Source organism: Pseudomonas sp. UBA7500 (assembly GCF_002478435.1).
GTDB lineage: Bacteria > Pseudomonadota > Gammaproteobacteria > Pseudomonadales > Pseudomonadaceae > Aquipseudomonas > Aquipseudomonas palmensis.
Genome location: NZ_DLNW01000006.1, coordinates 140,362 through 158,234, shown reverse-complemented (window position 1 = coordinate 158,234; position 17,873 = coordinate 140,362). Strand labels below are relative to the sequence as shown.

The 17,873-nt window shown below is 67.1% G+C and carries 13 protein-coding genes; 9 read left to right on the top strand and 4 right to left on the bottom strand.

Annotated features, from left to right (window positions below; translation table 11 throughout):
• The first annotated feature begins 177 nt into the window (after positions 1-177).
• The 7 genes from B4I46_RS05695 (at position 178) to B4I46_RS05665 (ending at position 10,134) form a co-directional block, all read left to right on the top strand.
• Positions 178-1,356 carry an efflux RND transporter periplasmic adaptor subunit gene (locus B4I46_RS05695; protein WP_286898988.1) on the top strand — a complete coding sequence of 393 codons (1,179 nt, stop codon included), beginning with the start codon at positions 178-180 and terminating at the stop codon, positions 1,354-1,356.
• Positions 1,353-4,454 (top strand): multidrug efflux RND transporter permease subunit, encoded by a 3,102-nt coding sequence (locus B4I46_RS05690; RefSeq protein ID WP_100632999.1) that lies wholly within the window; start codon positions 1,353-1,355, stop codon positions 4,452-4,454. Before B4I46_RS05695 ends, B4I46_RS05690 begins: the two co-directional genes overlap by 4 nt.
• Positions 4,455-4,463: 9 nt before the next feature.
• The gene (locus B4I46_RS05685; protein ID WP_043864394.1) at positions 4,464-5,138 is read left to right on the top strand and encodes a heavy metal response regulator transcription factor; all 675 of its coding nucleotides are present in this window, start codon (positions 4,464-4,466) and stop codon (positions 5,136-5,138) included.
• Positions 5,113-6,495, top strand: coding sequence for a heavy metal sensor histidine kinase (locus B4I46_RS05680; RefSeq protein WP_100632998.1), 1,383 nt, complete (start codon positions 5,113-5,115; stop codon positions 6,493-6,495). The genes B4I46_RS05685 and B4I46_RS05680 overlap by 26 nt, the downstream gene beginning before the upstream one ends.
• A 208-nt stretch (positions 6,496-6,703) precedes the next feature.
• On the top strand, positions 6,704-6,925 hold the full coding sequence (locus tag B4I46_RS05675; RefSeq protein ID WP_043864392.1) for a hypothetical protein: 222 nt from the start codon (positions 6,704-6,706) through the stop codon (positions 6,923-6,925).
• Between the two features lie 255 nt (positions 6,926-7,180).
• Positions 7,181-8,455, top strand: coding sequence for an OprD family porin (locus B4I46_RS05670; protein ID WP_231390716.1), 1,275 nt, complete (start codon positions 7,181-7,183; stop codon positions 8,453-8,455).
• A gap of 176 nt (positions 8,456-8,631) precedes the next feature.
• Positions 8,632-10,134: a GGDEF domain-containing protein gene (locus tag B4I46_RS05665; protein WP_058541380.1), complete on the top strand. Its 1,503-nt coding sequence runs from the start codon at positions 8,632-8,634 to the stop codon at positions 10,132-10,134.
• On the opposite strand, the gene B4I46_RS05660 is transcribed toward B4I46_RS05665, so the two are convergent.
• A complete protein-coding gene (locus tag B4I46_RS05660) occupies positions 10,131-10,607 on the bottom strand; it encodes a PA2169 family four-helix-bundle protein (protein WP_043864389.1) in 477 nt (158 codons plus the stop codon). The genes B4I46_RS05665 and B4I46_RS05660 overlap by 4 nt on opposite strands.
• 203 nt (positions 10,608-10,810) lie before the next feature.
• Between B4I46_RS05660 and B4I46_RS05655 the strand changes: the two genes are divergently transcribed.
• A complete protein-coding gene (locus tag B4I46_RS05655) occupies positions 10,811-11,041 on the top strand; it encodes a DUF3820 family protein (protein ID WP_043864478.1) in 231 nt (76 codons plus the stop codon).
• Here B4I46_RS05655 and B4I46_RS05650 read toward each other — a convergent pair whose 3' ends face one another.
• From B4I46_RS05650 to ptsP, 3 genes are read right to left on the bottom strand one after another with little or no spacing between them, the layout of a single operon-like run.
• Positions 11,042-12,781 (bottom strand): PTS fructose-like transporter subunit IIB, encoded by a 1,740-nt coding sequence (locus B4I46_RS05650; protein WP_286898984.1) that lies wholly within the window; start codon positions 12,779-12,781, stop codon positions 11,042-11,044.
• Positions 12,778-13,734, bottom strand: a complete 957-nt coding sequence (pfkB, locus tag B4I46_RS05645) for a 1-phosphofructokinase (RefSeq protein ID WP_286898982.1) — start codon at positions 13,732-13,734, stop codon at positions 12,778-12,780. The genes B4I46_RS05650 and pfkB overlap by 4 nt, the downstream gene beginning before the upstream one ends.
• Complete coding sequence (gene ptsP, locus B4I46_RS05640) at positions 13,734-16,592, bottom strand: phosphoenolpyruvate--protein phosphotransferase (protein WP_286898980.1); 2,859 nt, start codon at positions 16,590-16,592, stop codon at positions 13,734-13,736. Before ptsP ends, pfkB begins: the two co-directional genes overlap by 1 nt.
• Positions 16,593-16,876: 284 nt before the next feature.
• On the opposite strand from ptsP, the gene cra reads away from it, so the two are divergent.
• A complete protein-coding gene (gene cra, locus B4I46_RS05635; RefSeq protein WP_054916282.1) occupies positions 16,877-17,872 on the top strand; it encodes a catabolite repressor/activator in 996 nt (331 codons plus the stop codon).
• Position 17,873: the final 1 nt, after the last annotated feature.

Genomic DNA, 17,873 nt, shown 5'->3' with positions numbered 1-17,873 from the left:
GCAGGGCGAGAGACTCTACGGGGCAACATTTAGTAAAACCTTGATCCAGCGCAGACTATTGGCACTTGGCCATCTGCCAGCTGACAGCGCTGACAGGTGGGCGTCACACTGCTGACCCCCAGTAGCAGCTATAACCTACTGACAGCCCTCCTTTTTCTGCCCTGGCGCCGTGCACGCATGCGAATTTCCAGCTCTCGAGTGTTTTTTTTCGGCCTGATAGCGTTGCTGCTGGGCCTGGCGCTGTACCTGACTTTCGGTCGCCACACGGCCAGCCAACCGGCCATGCCCGTGGCCACCCCGGTCAGTGTGATCCAGGTGCAGCAGCAGGATGTGCCGCACTACCTCAGCGCCATCGGCGCGGTGCAGTCGCTGCACAGCGTGCAGATCCGCCCCCAGGTGGAGGGCGTGCTGACCCGGATCCTGGTCAAGGAGGGCCAGTCGGTGCAGGCCGGCGACCTGCTGGCCACCCTGGATGACCGCAGCATCCGCGCCAGCCTCGAGCAGGCCCAGGCGCAACTGGGCCAGAGCCAGGCCCAGCAGCAGGTGGCCGAGGTCGACCTCAGGCGCTACCGCCTGCTCAGCGAAGACAATGGCATCTCGCGCCAGACCCTCGACCAGCAGCAGGCGCTCGTCAACCAGCTCAAGGCAAGCATCCTCGGCAACCAGGCAGCGATCGCCGCGGCCAAGGTGCAGTTGTCGTATACCCAGATCCGCTCGCCGGTCACCGGACGGGTGGGCATTCGCAACATCGACGAAGGCAATCTGGTGCGCACCAGCGACGCCCAGGGCCTGTTCAGCGTGACCCAGATCGACCCCATTGCGGTGGAGTTCGCCGTGCCGCAGCAATGGCTGCCGACCCTGCAGGGGCTGGTGGCCGCCGAACCCCCGGCGCCGATCCGTGCCTACCTCGAAGGCAACGGCGACAGCGGCGGCCTGCTGCTGGGTGAAGGGCACCTGAGCCTGATCGACAACCAGATCGCCGCCAACACCGGCACCCTGCGCGCCAAGGCCGCGTTCGACAATGCCCAGGCCCGCCTGTGGCCGGGGCAACTGGTGAGCCTGAAGATCCAGACCAGCATCCAGCGCGATGCGCTGGTGGTGCCCCCCGGCGTGGTGCAGCGGGGCATCGACCAGCACTTCGTGTACCGCGTCGAGGGCAACAAGGTCGCGGTGGTGCCGGTCAAGGTGCTGTATCAGGACAGCAACCTCAACGTGATCAGCGGCGTAGCGGTCAACGACACGCTGGTGGCCGACGGGCAGTCGCGGCTCAGGCCCGGCGCCCGGGTCGAGGTGCTGGCAGCCCCGCCCGCCGCGCCCGTCGGCGACGATGTTGCCGGCAGCGGTGTGCAGCCATGAGCGGGCGCAGCTCGATCAGTGCGTGGTGCATCGACCGCCCGGTGGCCACCCTGCTGCTGACCTTCGCCCTGGTGCTGCTGGGCGTGGTGGCGTTCCCGCAGTTGCCGGTGGCACCGCTGCCCGAGGCGGACTTCCCCACCATTCAGGTCAGCGCGCAGCTGCCCGGCGCCAGCCCCGAGACCATGGCCTCGTCGGTGGCCACCCCGCTGGAGGTGCAGTTCAGCGCCATCCCCGGCATGACCCAGATGACCTCCAGCAGCGCACTGGGCTCCACCAGCCTGATCCTGCAGTTCACCCTCGACAAGAACATCGACACCGCCGCCCAGGAAGTCCAGGCCGCGATCAACACCGCCTCCTCGCGCCTGCCCCAGGACATGCCGAGCCTGCCCACCTGGCGCAAGGTCAACCCGGCCGACAGCCCGGTGCTGATCATGACCGTCAGCTCCGCGCAGATGCCGGCCAACGAACTGAGCGACTACGCCGAAACCCTGCTGGCACGCCAGCTGAGCCAGATCGACGGGGTCGGGCTGGTCAACATCACCGGCCAGCAGCGCCCGGCGATTCGCGTGCAGGCCCAGCCGGAAAAACTCGCCGCCATCGGCCTGACCCTGGCCGACCTGCGCCAGGCCATCCAGCAGACCAGCCTCAACCTGGCCAAGGGCGCGCTGTACGGCGACAGCAGCGTGTCGACCCTGGCCACCAACGACCAGTTGTTCCACCCCGATGAATACGCCCAGCTCATCGTCGCCTACCGCGACGGCGCCCCGGTGCACCTCAAGGACGTGGCCACGGTCATCAACGGCGCCGAAAACGCCTATGTCAAAGCCTGGTCCGGCGACCAGGAAGGCCTCAACCTGGTGGTGTTCCGCCAGCCCGGGGCCAACATCGTCGACACCGTGGACCGGGTCATGCAGGCGCTGCCGCACCTGGAGGAAATGCTCCCGGCATCGGTGCAGGTGTCGGTGCTCAGCGACCGCACCCAGACCATCCGCGCCTCGCTGCACGAGGTGGAGATCACCCTGCTGATCGCCGTGCTGCTGGTGATCGCGGTCATGGCGCTGTTCCTGCGCCAGTGGTCGGCCACGCTGATCGTCTCCAGCGTGCTGGGGGTATCGCTGGTGGCCAGCTTCGCGCTGATGTACCTGTTCGGCTTCAGCCTGAACAACCTGACCCTGGTGGCCATCGTCATCGCCGTGGGGTTTGTGGTGGACGATGCCATCGTGGTGGTGGAAAACATCCACCGGCACCTGGAGGCCGGCGACGACAGCCGCACGGCTGCCCTCAAGGGCGCCGGCGAAATCGGCTTCACCGTGGTCTCGATCAGCTTCTCGCTGGTGGCCGCGTTCATCCCGCTGCTGTTCATGGGGGGCGTGGTGGGGCGGCTGTTCAAGGAGTTCGCCCTCACCGCCACCTCCACCATCCTGATTTCGGTGGTGGTCTCGCTGACCCTGGCGCCGACCCTGTGCGCGCTGTTCATGCGCCGCCCGCAACACCCCGAGCACGCCGCGCCGACCTTCGGCGAGCGCCTGGTGGCCGGTTACGATCGGCTGCTGGTCAGGGCCCTGGCGCACCAGCGGCTGATGCTCGGGCTGTTCTTCGTGACCCTGGCCCTGGCCATCGGCGGCTACGTGGCCATTCCCAAGGGCTTCTTTCCGGTGCAGGACACCGGCTTCATCCTCGGCACCACCGAGGCCGCAGCCGACGTGTCGTACCCGGACATGGTGCGCAAGCACCAGGCGCTGGCGAAGATCATCGAGGCCGACCCTGCGGTACGCGCGTTCTCGCACTCGGTGGGGGTTACCGGCAGCAACCAGACCATCGCCAACGGGCGCTTCTGGATCGCCCTCAAGGACCCTGCCCAGCGCGACGTGTCGGCCAGCGAGTTCATCGACCGGCTGCGCCCCAAGGCCGCCCAGGTGCCGGGCCTGGTGCTGTACCTGCGGGCCGGGCAGGACATCAACCTCAGCTCTGGGCCCAGCCGCAGCCAGTACCAGTACGTGCTCAAGAGCAACGACGGCCCGGCGCTCAACCTGTGGACCCAGCGCCTGACCGAACGCCTGCACGCCAACCCGGCGTTCCGCGACCTGTCCAACGACCTGCAGCTGGGCGCCAGCGTGACCCACATCGACATCGACCGCCAGGCCGCCGCGCGTTTCGGCCTGACCACCGCCGACGTCGACCAGGCGCTGTACGACGCCTTCGGCCAGCGTCAGATCAGCGAGTTCCAGACCGAGACCAACCAGTACAAGGTGATCCTGGAAATCGATGCACGCCAGCGTGGCAAGGCCGAGAGCCTGGCCTACTTCTACCTGCGCTCGCCCCTCAGTGGCGAGATGGTGCCGCTGGCAGCGCTGGCCAAGGTCGCGGCGCCCAGCACCGGGCCGCTGTCGATCAGCCACGACGGGCTGTTCCCGGCCGCCAACCTGTCGTTCAACCTGGCACCGGGGGTGGCCCTGGGCGATGCGGTGAGCATCCTCGAACGCACCCAGCGCGAGCTGGGCATGCCGGCCTCGATCATCGGCACCTTCCAGGGCGCGGCCCAGGCCTTCCAGAGTTCGCTGTCGAGCCAGCCGTGGTTGATCCTGGCCGCGCTGGTGGCGGTGTACATCATTCTGGGGGTGCTCTACGAGAGCTTCGTGCACCCGCTGACCATCATCTCCACCCTGCCTTCGGCGGGCCTTGGCGCACTGGCGCTGCTGTGGCTGATGGGCCAGGACTTCACCATCATGGGCCTGATCGGCGTGGTGCTGCTGATCGGCATCGTCAAGAAGAACGGCATCCTGCTCATCGACTTTGCCCTGGAGGCCCAGCGCCAGCGCGGGCTTGCGCCAGAGGCGGCGATCCACGAGGCGTGCCTGACGCGCTTTCGTCCGATCATCATGACCACCCTGGCCGCCCTGCTGGGCGCGGTGCCACTGATGCTCGGCGCCGGGGCCGGGGCCGAGCTGCGCCAGCCGCTGGGCATCGCGGTGGTGGGCGGGCTGCTGGTCAGCCAGGCGCTGACACTGTTCACCACGCCGGTCATATACTTGGCCCTGGAGCGCCTGTTCCACCGCCGCCGCAACGACCTGCCGGCGGCCCGGCCGATCGAGAACTGAGAGCCGACCATGCGCGTGCTGATTATCGAAGACGAACAGAAGACCGCCGACTACCTGCATCGCGGCCTCACCGAACAAGGCTTTACCGTGGACCTCGCCCCGGACGGCATCGAGGGCCTGCACCTGGCCCTCGAGGGCGACTACTCGGTGATCGTGCTCGACGTGATGCTGCCGGGCCTGGATGGCTACGGCGTACTGCGCGCCCTGCGTGCACGCAAGCAGACGCCGGTGATCATGCTCACCGCCCGCGAGCGCGTCGAAGACCGCATCCGCGGCCTGCGCGAAGGCGCCGACGACTACCTGGGCAAGCCGTTCTCGTTCCTCGAACTGGTGGCGCGCCTGCAGGCGCTGACCCGCCGCAGCGGCGGGCACGAGCCGGTGCAGATCCAGGTCGCGGACCTGTGGGTGGACCTGATCAGCCGCAAGGCCAGCCGCGCCGGCCAGCGCCTGGAACTGACCGCCAAGGAGTTCTCGCTGCTCAGCGTGCTGGCGCGCCGCCAGGGCGAGATCCTGTCCAAGACCGCGATTGCCGAGCTGGTGTGGGACATCAACTTCGACAGCGACGCCAACGTGGTGGAGGTCGCCATCAAGCGCCTGCGCGCCAAGCTCGACGGCCCGTTCGAGACCAAGCTGCTGCACACCATCCGAGGCATGGGCTATGTACTGGAAAGCCGTGCGCACTAACTCCATCGCCCTGCGCCTGAGCCTGCTGTTCAGCCTGGTGGCGCTGGGCGTGTTCCTGCTGATCGGCGGTGCCCTGTACAAACAGGTCGACCGCAGCCTCGACCTGCTGCCGGAGGCCGAGCTGGACGCCCGCTACAGCGTGCTGGAATCGGCGCTGACCCGCTATGGCACCCGGGAGCACTGGGCCAAGATCACCAACAAGCTCAACCTGCTGGGCGAGGAAGACCGGCGTATCCGCTTCTGGGTGGTGAGTGGCGACGCGCACTACGAGTACGGCCAGCCCGACGCCGCGCTACGCGACTTTGCCGCCGGCCCGCTGGGCATGCGCGACCTGCAGCTGGAGGGTCGGCCGTACCCGTACAAGGTGCTGGTGAGCGAGCTGCCGGCGCTAGACCGGCGCCCTGCCCTGCGCTTTCTGCTCGGCATCGATACCGAAACCTTCTGGCACACCCAGCACACCCTGCTGGGGGCATTGATCAGCCTGGCGGTGATCGGCGTGCTGCTGGCCTCGGCCCTGGGCTACTGGGCCGCGCGCATCGGCCTGCGCCCGCTGCGGGCGCTGTCGGCCGAGGCCCAGCAACTGGCGCCACCGCACCTGAGCGCACGCCTGTATGCGGCCGACCTGCCGCCAGAGCTGCAACAGTTTGCCGGCACCTTCAATGCCACCCTGGAGCGGGTCGAGCAGGCCTATTCACGCCTGGAGGGGTTCAATGCCGACGTGGCCCATGAGCTGCGCTCGCCCCTGACCAACCTGATCGGCCAGACCCAGGTGGCGCTGACCCGCGGTCGCAGCGCCGAACATTACTTCGAGGTACTGCAATCGAACCTGGAGGAACTGGAGCGGCTGCGCAGCATCGTCAACGACATGCTGTTCCTGGCCAGTGCCGACCAGGGCAACAAGGCCACCGCGCTGACCAGCAGCTCGCTGGCCGAGGAAGTGGCGACCACCCTGGACTACCTGGACTACATCCTCGAGGACGCCCAGGTACGGGTGCAGGTCAGCGGCGATGCACGGGCGCGCATCGAGAAGGCGCAGTTGCGCCGGGCGCTGATCAACCTGCTCAACAATGCGGTGCAGCACACGGCCCGCCAGCAGGTGATCCAGGTGCATATCGAGCGTCAGGGCGAGCAGGTATGCATTGCCGTGAGCAACCCGGGCCCGGCCATCGAGGCCGTGCACCTGCCTCGCCTGTTCGAGCGCTTCTACCGGGTGGATGCCGCGCGCAGCAACAGCGCCGTGGGCAACCATGGGCTGGGGCTGGCGATCGTCAAGGCGATTGCGCTGATGCATGGCGGCAGCGTGTTTGCCCGCAGCCAGGCGGGGGCCAATACCTTCGGGATTCTGTTGCCGGCCTGAAGCCCCCATCGCGGGTCAAGCCCGCTCCCACAAGGGCCAGCGAACACCCTGTGGGAGCGAGCTTGACCCGCGATGGGCCAAACGCTGCGCTCGACTGTTGCCCGAAATGCAACAGTGCATTGCCCAATCCCCTCTGTTTCAACCCCCCACCGAGGACTATCGTACCCACACCAAATAGATAGCTTGCTATGCAAGAAGGTAGCTTCAAATGTCCAACAGTATGGGTATTGCCAGTATTTTCGTCCTGTCGTCCGTATTGCTCTCGCCCCTGGCCATGGCCGAGGAGTCCCCTGCTTTCGTGGCGCAGTACGCCGCCCGCGCCGCTGCCGCGCAGCAAGGCCGCGAAGCCCTCGCCCAGCAGCAGGACCACGCCAAAAACCTGGAGCAGACCGCGTCCAAAGGTTCTGCGAGTGCCGACAAAGACAGCTGATACGCTGCCTCTGCCTCTCTCCTATTCCCTCGACTGCTGCGCTGGCGACGTGTTCGCCTGCGTGGCCGTCTTTCAAAGCCGCTGCTATCAGCGGCTTTTTTTTGGCCTGGACAAAAGGTTCTGCGGCCAGAGATGTGTCCTCACAAGAAAACACCGCTTCGCACAATAAAAAGCTGCATCCCTCACCTCAAGGAGTCCACACCGGTGATCCACGCGTTTCGCTTGACCCCGCTGTTCGTTGCGCTGGCTGCAACGATGCCCCTGCACGCCCAGGCCGACGAGGCCGAAGGCTTCGTCGAAGGTGCGCACCTCGACGTGCTCAGCCGCAACTACTACCTCAACCGCAACCAGCTGCAGCGCGGCAACCACGACAACCGTGAATGGGGCCAGGGCTTCATCGGCAAGTTCGAGTCCGGGTTCACCCAGGGCACCGTGGGCTTTGGTCTGGATGCCCATGCCATGCTCGGCCTCAAGCTGGACGGCGGTGGCGGTACGGCGGGTTCGAGCATCCTGCCCTACCACTACAAGGACGATGGCGAACTGGGCAAGGCCCCGGATTCGTTCTCCAATGCCGGCGCTGCCATCAAGCTCAAGGCCTTCGACACCGTACTGCGTGCCGGCGACCTGTTCCTGACCAACCCGGTGATCGCCGGTGGCGAGACGCGCATGCTGCCGCAGACCTTCCGCGGCGTCAGCCTGACCAACAACAGCATCGACGGGCTGCAACTGGAAGGCGGCCAGGCCAGCTTCACCAAGCTCTACAACCAGAGCGGCCACAAGCGCATCGGCGCTACCTACGGCAACCTGCCAGATGACCGCGAAAGCCGTCACCTGAACTGGGCCGGCGCAGCCTGGGCACCGGTCGAAGGTTTTACCAGCAGCCTGTACGCCGCCGAACTCAAGGACGTGTGGAACCAGTACTACCTGGACCTGGACTACACCTGGCAGCTCGCCGACGGCGTCAGCCTCAACCCCGGCCTGCACTACTACCACACCCAGGACACCGGCGATGCGCTGCTGGGCAGCATCGACAACAACACCTACAGCCTGCACCTGGCGCTCGGCGTGGGTAACCATACCGTCACTGCGGTGTACCAGCGGGTCAACGGCAACACGCCGTTCGACTACATCACCCTGGGCGACAGCGTGTACCTGGACAACTCGCAGATGTACTCGGACTTCAACGGGCCTGGCGAGCGTTCGTGGAAACTCAAGTACGCCTATGACTTCGCCGGCGTCGGCATGCCCGGCCTGACCACCGCCGTGTCGTACTCGCGCGGCAAGCTGGACCTGAGCAAGGTCGACCCGGCCAGCGCCGGCTACAGCAACTGGTACAGCGCCGACGGCGACAATGCGCGCCACTGGGAACGCGACATGGACCTGGCCTACGTCTTCCAGCAAGGCTCCCTCAAGGACCTCAGCGTGCTGCTGCGCTGGGCCTCGCACCGTGGCAGCCAGGGCTACGCCCAGGTCGACAACGATGTGGACGAATACCGCGTGATCGTCGAGTACCCGCTCAACGTCTTCTGATCCCACCGCCATGCGCGAAAGAGCTTGCAGGATGCAGGCTCTTTTCCTGCAAATAGCCCCAAGATGCCGTACATCAATCGGCACCAGCAACAGCTTGTCCGACAATCTGCACCCGCCTAGAATACCGCCGCCTCGCACCTGCCCTTTCAACGACAGCGGTACGAATCACCTCCATCATGCCTTCGCGCCTTCCGCCCCAGCGCCCGACCCTGTACAGGACTCATCCGGAGTTGATCCTTAACCTGGGCAGTTGCCTGGCGGTTCTGGCCATCATCACCATCGTGACCTTCCTGCTGGTACGCGAAAAAGCCAACGTGGGCCAGGCGGCCGCACGCTCGGCCAGCAATATCGTGCAGTTGATCGACACCGACATCGTGCGCAACGTCGAGCTCTACGACCTGTCGCTGCACGGACTGATCTGGGCCATCCAGCGCCCTGAGCTGGCCAGCGTGGCCGCGCCGCTGCGCCAGCAACTGCTGTTCAACCAGGCCTTCACCGTGCCGTTACGCGGCGACATCCTGTGGCTGGACCGCAACGGCAACGTGGCGGCCGACTCCACAAGCGTGGTGCCACGCAGCGCCAACTTTGCCGACAGCAAGGTGTTCCAGGCCCATCGCGACAACCCGGGCCTGGGCCTGGTCATCAGCCCGCCATTCAAGGCACGCCTGGGCGAGCTGGACTGGTGCATCAGTTTCAGCCGGCGTATCAACGATGCCGATGGGGCCTTCGCCGGTATCGCGTCAGGCGCCCTGCGCCTGGCCTACTTCAGCGAGCTGTTCCAGCGCCTGGACATCGGCCGCGACAGCAGCGTCAACCTGTTCAACAGCGACGGCGTGATGCTCGCCCGCCACCCTTCGCTGCCCAGCGACCCGCTGATCGGCGCCGACTTGTCCGAGCAACCCAACTTCAAGCGCGCAATGGCCCAGGGCAACGGCAGCTTCACCGCGCGTTCGAGCCTGGACGGCAAGCATCGCCTGTACACCTTTTCACGGGTGGACGACCTGCCGCTGCTGGTGGTGGTGGCCTTGTCCACCGACGAGGTCTATGGCTCGTGGCGGCGCACCGCACTGGTGGTCAGTATCGCTACCGGCCTGTTGTGCATCGGCATCCTCTGGCTGTCGTTGCTGCTGGGGCGCGAATTGCGCAGGCGCCACAGCGCCGAGCAGGGCCTGGCCGAACTGGCAGCCACCGACAGCCTCACGGGGCTGGCCAACCGTCGTCAGCTCGACCAGGTACTGCGCCGCGAATGGGCACGTGCCCAGCGCAGCCAGCGCCCGCTGGCGGTACTGATGGTGGATGTGGACCACTTCAAGGCGTTCAATGAACGCCACGGTCACCAGGGCGGAGACGAAGCGCTACGCCAGGTGGCGACGACGATCGCGCACAGCATTCGCCGCCCGGCGGACCTGGCCGCGCGATATGGCGGGGAGGAATTTCTGGTGATCGTGCCCGAGACCGACCTCAACGGCGTGCTGACCCTGGCCGAACGTATCCGCAGCAGCGTCGAGGCACTGCCGCCGTTCGGCGACGACCAGCACCCGGTGACCGTCAGCATTGGCGTGGGCCTGCAGACGCCAGAAGCCCAGCAGGATCTTTCGACCTTGCTGGGCTGTGCGGACGATGCGCTGTATTGCGCCAAGCGCAACGGGCGCAACCGGGTAGAGGTGTACGCCGGTTAGGAACGTGCGCGGGCCGCGTCGCGCAGCACCTTGACCTGGTCATGGTTGCGCTGCACGCCATGGTACTGGCGCTCGACCAGGGCATATGCCGGGTCACTTGCCGGTACATTCAGCTTGGCCAGTTTTTCCAGGGCATCCTTGTAGGCTTTGAGGGCGTGGTCTTCACCGCGCTCCACTTCTTCCAGCACCGCCTTGTCGTCGTTGCTGGTCAGCGAAGACTTGAGGTTGACCCATGCGCGGTGCATGTCACCGCTGAGGCTGGTGGTGGTTTCCGGGTCGCCGCCCAGGGAACGCACGTGCTGCTGCAGATCTGCGGCGGCGCTACGGCATTCGCCTTCACGCTGCAGGAAGAACGCCTTCAGGTCCGGGTTCTTGGCATCCTCGGCAGAAGTCTTGAAGCCCTTCTCGCCATCCTTGCTGTACTCGATGAGGTTGTTCAGAACCGAAATAACGTCTTTGTTCACGTTGGTCATGACAGTGCTCCTTTGCATGAGGGTGGTTGCGTAGTACAGGAGCAGTGTTCATGCCAGCTTTTCTGTAAAAATTAAATCTTTTAAAATCAACAACTTATAAAAATTTTGAACCTTCCCCAAGCAGCGTTTTGCATGAACGGACCTTTGGTCTCGTGCAGATTGCATGTATTGTCGGGCCTTTCCTGCACTGCTGCGCCGAGCCCATGACTCCCGAGACACTCGAACTGCTGGTCACCCGCGAAATGCCCTATGGCAAGTACCAGGGCCGGCTGATCGCCGACCTGCCCGGCCACTACCTCAACTGGTTCGCCCGCCAGGGCTTTCCCAAGGGCGAACTGGGCGGGCTGCTGGCGCTGATGCACGAGGTCGACCACAACGGCCTGGCCGACCTGCTCGAACCGCTGCGCAAGAAGCACCCGCGCCCACGCCCCTGATCAGGCCTTGGCCGGCTCCAGTGCCAGCTCGGCCACGTCCCTGCGCTTGAGCACCGCGTACACCACAGCGGTCAGCAGGCTGCCGGCGGCGATGGCCAGCAGGTACAGCAGGGCGTGGTTGATCGCGTTCGGAATCAGCATCACGAACAGCCCGCCGTGGGGCGACATCAGCTTGCAACCGAAATACATCGACAGCGCGCCGGCCAGTGCACCGCCGACCACGCTGGCGGGGATCACCCGCAGCGGGTCCTTGGCCGCGAACGGGATCGCCCCCTCCGAAATGAAGCACATGCCCAGCACCAGCGCCGCCTTGCCGGCCTCGCGCTCGCTCTGGGCGAACTTGCGTCGCGCCAGGAAGGTGGCGATGCCCAGGCCGATCGGCGGCACCATGCCGGCGGCCATGGTCGCGGCCATCGGCGCCATGCTCTGGTTGGCCAGCAGGCCCACCGAGAAGGCATAGGCGGCCTTGTTCACCGGCCCGCCCAGGTCCACGCACATCATGGCGCCGAGCAGTATGCCCAGCAGCACCGCGTTGGCAGTGCCCATGCTGTCGAGAAAATGCGTCAGGCCATCGAGCATGCCGGCCACCGGCTTGCCCACCACGTAGATCATCACCAGGCCGGTGAACAGGCTGGCCAGCAGCGGGATGATCAGGATCGGCTTGAGACTCTCCAGGCTGCTGGGCAGGCGGACCCAGTGGCTGATCGCCTTGGCCGCGTAGCCGGCCACGAAGCCTGCGACGATGCCGCCGATGAAGCCGGCGCCCAGCGAACTGGCGAGCAGCCCGCCGATCATGCCCGGCGCCAGGCCCGGGCGGTCGGCAATCGAATAGGCGATGTAGCCGGCCAGCAGCGGCACCATCAGCTTGAATGCGGCGTCTTCGCCGATCTGGCGCAGGGCGGCGGCCAGGGTGCCCGGCTCCTTGTAGGCATCGAGCCCGAACATGTATGCCAGGGCGATCAGCAACCCGCCTGCCACCACCATCGGCAACATGAACGACACCCCGGTCAGCAGGTGCTTGTACACCCCAGCCCTTTCACTGCGTGCAGGTGCGGTGCCGGCGCTGCCGGCGGCACGCTCTTCGCGACCTTCGGCCAGCGCCTTGTTCAAGGTGGCCTGGGCCTGCTTGAGGGCCACGCCGGTGCCACAGCGGTAGATGCGCTTGCCGGCGAAGCGCTCGGTGGGCACTTCGATATCGGCGGCCAGCAGTACCACGTCGGCTTCGGCGATGGCCGCGGCGCTCAGCGGGGTGCGTGCCCCCACCGAGCCCTGGGTTTCGACGGCCAGTTGATAACCCAGTTGCCGCGCCGCCTGCTGCAAGGCTTCGGCGGCCATGAAGGTGTGCGCCACCCCGGTTGGGCAGGCAGTGACCGCAACGATCTTCTTCACCGCTCCCGCTGCGGCCGGCGCAGGCGCCACGGCTTCGGGGTGGTGCACCTGGGCCTGTTCGGCGGCCAGGCGCAGAAAGCTCTCCACATCCTGCAGGGCCTGGGCCGGGGTGCTCTGGAACAGGCGTTTGCCGGCAAAGCGCTGCAGGTCGAACGGGCCGGTGCTGATCACCAGCACCCAGTCGGCGGTGGCGATCACTGCCGGCGAAAGCTGGCGCTCGGGATGGTCGGCGTCGTGCACCTCGACACTGGTGCTCCAGCCCTGGCGCTGCGCGGCCGCATCCAGCAGGCGAGCGCTGAGCAGGCTGGACACCTGGCCGTTGGGGCAGGCGGTGACGATGGCGATCTTCATTGTTCACCCTCTTGTCGAGCGTGGGGAATCTGCACCCGGACGGCATCTTCGAGCTGCGCCAGTTGCACGCGGTCGCCGATGCCGAAGCCGATCTGGGTCACGGCCTGGGCGGCAATCGCGGTGGCACGGCGCAAGGTCTGCGCGGCAGGCTCGGCATTGAGCAGGCCGTGCAGCATGCCGGCCAGCAACGAATCGCCCGCGCCCACCGTGCTGGCCACCATCACCTGGGGCGGCAGCGCCTGCAGGGCGCCGTCGCGCCGGAACCAGATCACCCCCTGCTCGCCCTGGGACACCACCACATGCTCGACGCCCTGGTCGATCAACTGGCGGGCAGCGGCCTGCTGCTCGGCAATGCTGTGCAGCGGGCGGCCCAGCGCTTCGGCCAGTTCGTCGGTATTGGGCTTGACCAGCCACGGCGCGCTCTTGAGCCCGGCGATCAAGGCCGCACCACTGCTGTCCAGGATCACCTTCAGGCCCAGCGACTTGAACCACGCCAGCAGCATCTGCAGCCACTGCGGGCTCACACCCGGCGGCAGGCTGCCGGCCACCACCACCGCGTCATGCCCGCTGGCCAGGTGCTGCAGGCGTGCCAGCAGCTCGCCCTGGGCGTTTTCGTCGACCTGCGGGCCCACGCCGTTGATATCGGTGACCCGGCCATCGCCCTCCACCAGCTTGAAGTTGCTGCGGGTTTCGCCGGGCACCCGCACGAAGCAATCGGCAAAGCCGCGACGGGCCATCAGGGCCTCGAAGGGCTGCAGGTTGTCCTGGCCCAGGAAGCCGCCCACCGTCACCGAATGCCCCAGGTCGGCCAGCACCTGCGCCACGTTCAGGCCCTTGCCCGCCGCGTGGCTGTGCTGCGCGTGGCTGCGGTTGACCGCGCCGGGCTGCAGGGTGGCGAGGCTGACGGTAAGGTCCAGCGCCGGGTTGAGGGTCAGTGTGAGTATCCGTGCCATCAATGCATCTCCACCCGTGCGCGCACATCGGCGGCACTGCCCTGCACCAGCGCATCACGCGCCAGTTGCCGGGCCTGTTCAAAATTCAGTTCGCGCACCACCGCCTTGACCTCGGCAATGCTGCGCGCCGCCACGCTCAGTTCATCCACGCCCAGCCCCACCAGCACCGCCACCGCCTGAGGGTCGGCGGCCAGTTCCCCGCAGATGCCCACCCACTTGCCGTGGGCATGCGCGGCGCGCACGGTGATGTCGATCAGCTGCAGCACCGCTGGGTGCAGGCCATCGGCCTGGGCCGACAGGCTCGGGTGGCCGCGGTCGATGGCCAGGGTGTACTGGGTCAGGTCGTTGGTGCCGACGCTGAAGAAGTCCACCTCCGGCGCCAGCACCGGTGCCAGCAGCGCGGCCGAAGGCACCTCGATCATGATGCCCACCTGCAGGTCGCCGACCGGTATCTCCTGGCGCAGGCGCTCGACTATTGCTCGGGCCTGGCGCCACTCCTCCACCTGCCCGACCATCGGGAACATGATGCGCAGCGGTCGCTCGCCCGCCGCGCGCAACAGGGCGCGCAACTGGCTTTCCATGACCTGCGGCCGTTGCAGGGTCAGGCGAATGCCGCGTACCCCCAGAAACGGGTTTTCCTCCTTGGCGATGGGCCAGTAGGGCAACGGCTTGTCGCCGCCCACATCCAGGGTGCGCACCACCAGCGGCCGGCCCTGCAGGCCGTCGAGCACACGGCGGTACTCGGCTTCCTGGGTGGCCTCGTCGGGCACCTGTGGATGGGCCATGAAGATCAGCTCGGTGCGCAGCAGGCCGATGCCTTCCGCGCCCAGGTCGATCACCTGTTCGATACCCGCGCTTTCACCGATGTTGGCGAACACTTCCACGGCATGGCCGTCGCGGGTCACGGCAGGTTCCAGGCGACGCGCCCGGGCCGCCTGCAGGCGCTGTTCGCGCTGCTCGCGCTCGGCCAGGGCGCGCTGCAGCTCATCCGCCGCCGGGGCCACGGTCAGGCGCCCACGCTGGCCGTCCAGCAACAGCTCGGTGCCGGCGGCGATCAGCAGCACCGCCGCGCCGGCCCCCACCACCGCCGGGATGCCCAATGCCCGCGCCACGATCGCGCTGTGCGCGGTGGCGCCACCCCGTGCGGTGAGAATCCCGGCCACCCGCGCCGGATCGAGGCGCGCCACATCGGACGGGCCGACTTCGTCCATCACCAGCACATAGGGCTGTTGCGGCTCCGCCACCTCGGCGGCCCCGCACAGGGTGGCCAGCACACGGCGGCCCACGTCGCGCAGGTCGGCGGCGCGTTCGGCCAGCAGGGCGTCGTGCAAGGCCTCCTGCTGCCGCGCTGCAGCCTCGATCACGGTCATCCAGGCCGCTGGGGCGCTTTCGCCCTGGAGCAGACGCAGCTCGACTTCATCGCCCAGCCCCGGGTCGCTGAGCATTTCCTGGTGAGTGACGAAGATCTCGCGGATGGCCTTGGCCGGGCTGCGCCGGATCAGCGCTTCGAGCTCACTGGCCACGGCGGCCAGGGCACGTTGCAGGCGGTCGCGCTCGATCACCGGCGACTCGCCCCGCAGCGGGTAGTCGAAATGGCGCAGCACCTGCACATGCGCCGGGCCGCAGGCGATGCCCGGCGATGCGGCCACGCCCTGGACCTGCGTGCCCGGCAGCGGCGCGCTCAGCACCGGCTCGAGCACCTGGGGCGCCGCTACCTCGCTCACCGGTGCCAGCGCCTCGACCGCTTCGCCCAGGCCGGCCTGCACCGCCGCCAGCAACGCCGGCAGCGCGCTGTCGGCCACGCTCGGCTCGGCGATGAACTCCAGTACCTGGCCACGGCGTGCGCCCAGGCTCAACAACTTGCTCAGGCTCTTGACCGACACGGCGGCCTCGCCGCTGTCGACCACGCGCACGCGCACCTCGCCCTCGAAGGCCTTGGCAAGTTGCGCCAGCTCCTTGGCCGGGCGCGCATGCAGGCCGTGGGCATTGGCCAGGCCGACGCGAACGCTGGGCCAGTCGGCCGGCAGCTCGCCGCCCAGCACCTCCAGCACCGCACGGCTGCTGGTAGCGCGAAACAGCTCCTGCGCCCGACCTTCGATCAGCAGGGTACACAGGCGTTCGAGCAGGGCCTGGTGAGCCGCGCCCAGGCTGGCCAGGCAGAACAGGCCGTTGAGCGGCTGACCCAGGTAGCGCAGCGGCTGCTGCGGGGTGACGAACGCCAGGCCCGGCTTGCGCACGGTCTGCTCGCTGTGCAGCCACCACAGGCCATCGCCCAGGGGCAGCGCCTCGACCTGCTGCAGCACGGCGGCAAAGCCATTGCCGGCGCAATCGGCGCGGCGCAGCAGGCGGGCGCCACGCCATACCAGCTCTTCGAAATCCTCGGCGGGCACACCCAGGCCGATCATCTGTGCATCCAGTGCCAGCTCCTGCGGCGCCCCCTGCAGCAGCTTGAGCAACGCCTCGGCGCTGCCGGCCCGGCGCAGCGCCTGGGCCAGGTCGGTCTCGCCCAGCGCGCGGGTGAGCAATTGCAGCAGGCGCAGGTGCTCGTCGGAGCGCGCGGCGATGCCGATGGCCAGGTACACGATCTGCCCGTCGCCCCAGTCCACGCCCTCGGGGAACTGCAACAGGCGCACGCCGGTGGCATGCACCAGCTCGCGGGTCTGCGGGGTACCGTGGGGGATGGCGATGCCCTGGCCGAGAAAGGTCGAGCCCTGGGCTTCACGCGCCTGCAGCCCGGCCAGGTAGCCCTCGGCCACCAGCCCGTCGGCCACCAGGCGCTCGGCCAGCAACTGCAGCGCGGCGGTCTTGTCCACGGCCGACTGGCCCATGGAAATCTGCTCTATGGTGAGCTCGAGCATGAACCTCTCCTTTGCAGCGCCGGGCCGGCGCCGAGGTATTGTTGTGAATTTAGCAGCACCCGACACGTCGCAGGGCCGGGCGCAGGCGAAGGCCACGGCAGAAAAATCGCCTGCTGAATCGTTTAACCTAGAATAGCGTGCACGTTACTCGATAACCTGCGAACAATGAAAGCCCCATTTTGTCGGACAATTGCGACAATGGTCGTCTGCGCCGATGCTTCGCAATCGGCGACAATACCCGGTCAGGCTCTGCAGCCAACCCCGGTAATAACAAGGAAAATTCGGTGAAACTCAGCGATATCGCCCGTCTGGCCGGTGTGTCCGTTACCACTGCCAGTTATGTCATCAATGGCAAGGCCGAACAGCAACGCATCAGCAGCAGCACGGTAGAGCGTGTGCGTGCGGTGGTCGAGGCCCATGGCTTCACGCCCAACCCGCAGGCGGCCGGGCTGCGCAGCCGTCACACGCGCACCCTTGGCTTCATCCTGCCAGACCTGGAAAACCCCAGCTATGCGCGCATCGCCAAGCAACTGGAGCAAGGCGCAAGGGCCCAGGGCTACCAGCTGCTGATTGCCAGCAGCGACGACCAGCCCGACAGCGAGCGCCAGTTGCAGCAGCTGTTTCGCGCACGGCGCTGCGACGCCCTGTTCGTCGCCAGTTGCCTGCCCGAAGACGACGACAGCTACCGCACGCTGCAGGCCAACGGCCTGCCGATCATCGGTATCGACCGCAGCCTGGACCCGGCGCAGTTCTGCTCGGTGGTCAGCGACGACGAGCATGCCAGCCTGCACCTGACCCGCAGCCTGCTCGACAGCGCCCCGGCGCATATCGCACTGATTGGCGCACGCCCGGAGCTGAGCGTCAGCCGCGCTCGCGCACGTGGTTTCGACCAGGCCCTGCAAGGCTTCGACGGACGGGCCAGCCAGCACCAGGGCGAAGCCTTCAGCCGCGAGTGCGGGCGCCGCCTGATGAGCGAGCTGCTGGCCGACCTGGGGCGCCTGCCCGACGCACTGGTGACCACCTCCTATGTACTGCTGCAAGGCGTGTTCGATGTGCTGCAGACCCGCCCGCCAGCATCGCGCAGCCTGCACCTGGGCACCTTCGGTGACAACCAGTTGCTGGACTTCCTGCCCCTGCCGGTCAACGCCATGGCCCAGCAGCACGGCCTGATGGCCGAAACCGCCCTGCGCCTGGCGCTGGAGGCGGTGGAGAAGCAGCACTACACGCCGGGTGTGCACGCGGTGGCGCGCACCTTCAAGCAACGCCTCTTCAAGGCCTGAC

What these genes read in the sequence shown, in the direction of transcription:
- B4I46_RS05695 (WP_286898988.1), top strand. Translation starts at nt 178, where the DNA reads ATGCGAATTTCCAGCTCTCGAGTGTTTTTTTTCGGCCTGATAGCGTTG.
- B4I46_RS05690 (WP_100632999.1), top strand. Translation starts at nt 1,353, where the DNA reads ATGAGCGGGCGCAGCTCGATCAGTGCGTGGTGCATCGACCGCCCGGTG.
- B4I46_RS05685 (WP_043864394.1), top strand. Translation starts at nt 4,464, where the DNA reads ATGCGCGTGCTGATTATCGAAGACGAACAGAAGACCGCCGACTACCTG.
- B4I46_RS05680 (WP_100632998.1), top strand. Translation starts at nt 5,113, where the DNA reads ATGTACTGGAAAGCCGTGCGCACTAACTCCATCGCCCTGCGCCTGAGC.
- B4I46_RS05675 (WP_043864392.1), top strand. Translation starts at nt 6,704, where the DNA reads ATGTCCAACAGTATGGGTATTGCCAGTATTTTCGTCCTGTCGTCCGTA.
- B4I46_RS05670 (WP_231390716.1), top strand. Translation starts at nt 7,181, where the DNA reads ATGCCCCTGCACGCCCAGGCCGACGAGGCCGAAGGCTTCGTCGAAGGT.
- B4I46_RS05665 (WP_058541380.1), top strand. Translation starts at nt 8,632, where the DNA reads ATGCCTTCGCGCCTTCCGCCCCAGCGCCCGACCCTGTACAGGACTCAT.
- B4I46_RS05660 (WP_043864389.1), bottom strand. Translation starts at nt 10,607, where the DNA reads ATGACCAACGTGAACAAAGACGTTATTTCGGTTCTGAACAACCTCATC.
- B4I46_RS05655 (WP_043864478.1), top strand. Translation starts at nt 10,811, where the DNA reads ATGACTCCCGAGACACTCGAACTGCTGGTCACCCGCGAAATGCCCTAT.
- B4I46_RS05650 (WP_286898984.1), bottom strand. Translation starts at nt 12,781, where the DNA reads ATGAAGATCGCCATCGTCACCGCCTGCCCCAACGGCCAGGTGTCCAGC.
- pfkB (WP_286898982.1), bottom strand. Translation starts at nt 13,734, where the DNA reads ATGGCACGGATACTCACACTGACCCTCAACCCGGCGCTGGACCTTACC.
- ptsP (WP_286898980.1), bottom strand. Translation starts at nt 16,592, where the DNA reads ATGCTCGAGCTCACCATAGAGCAGATTTCCATGGGCCAGTCGGCCGTG.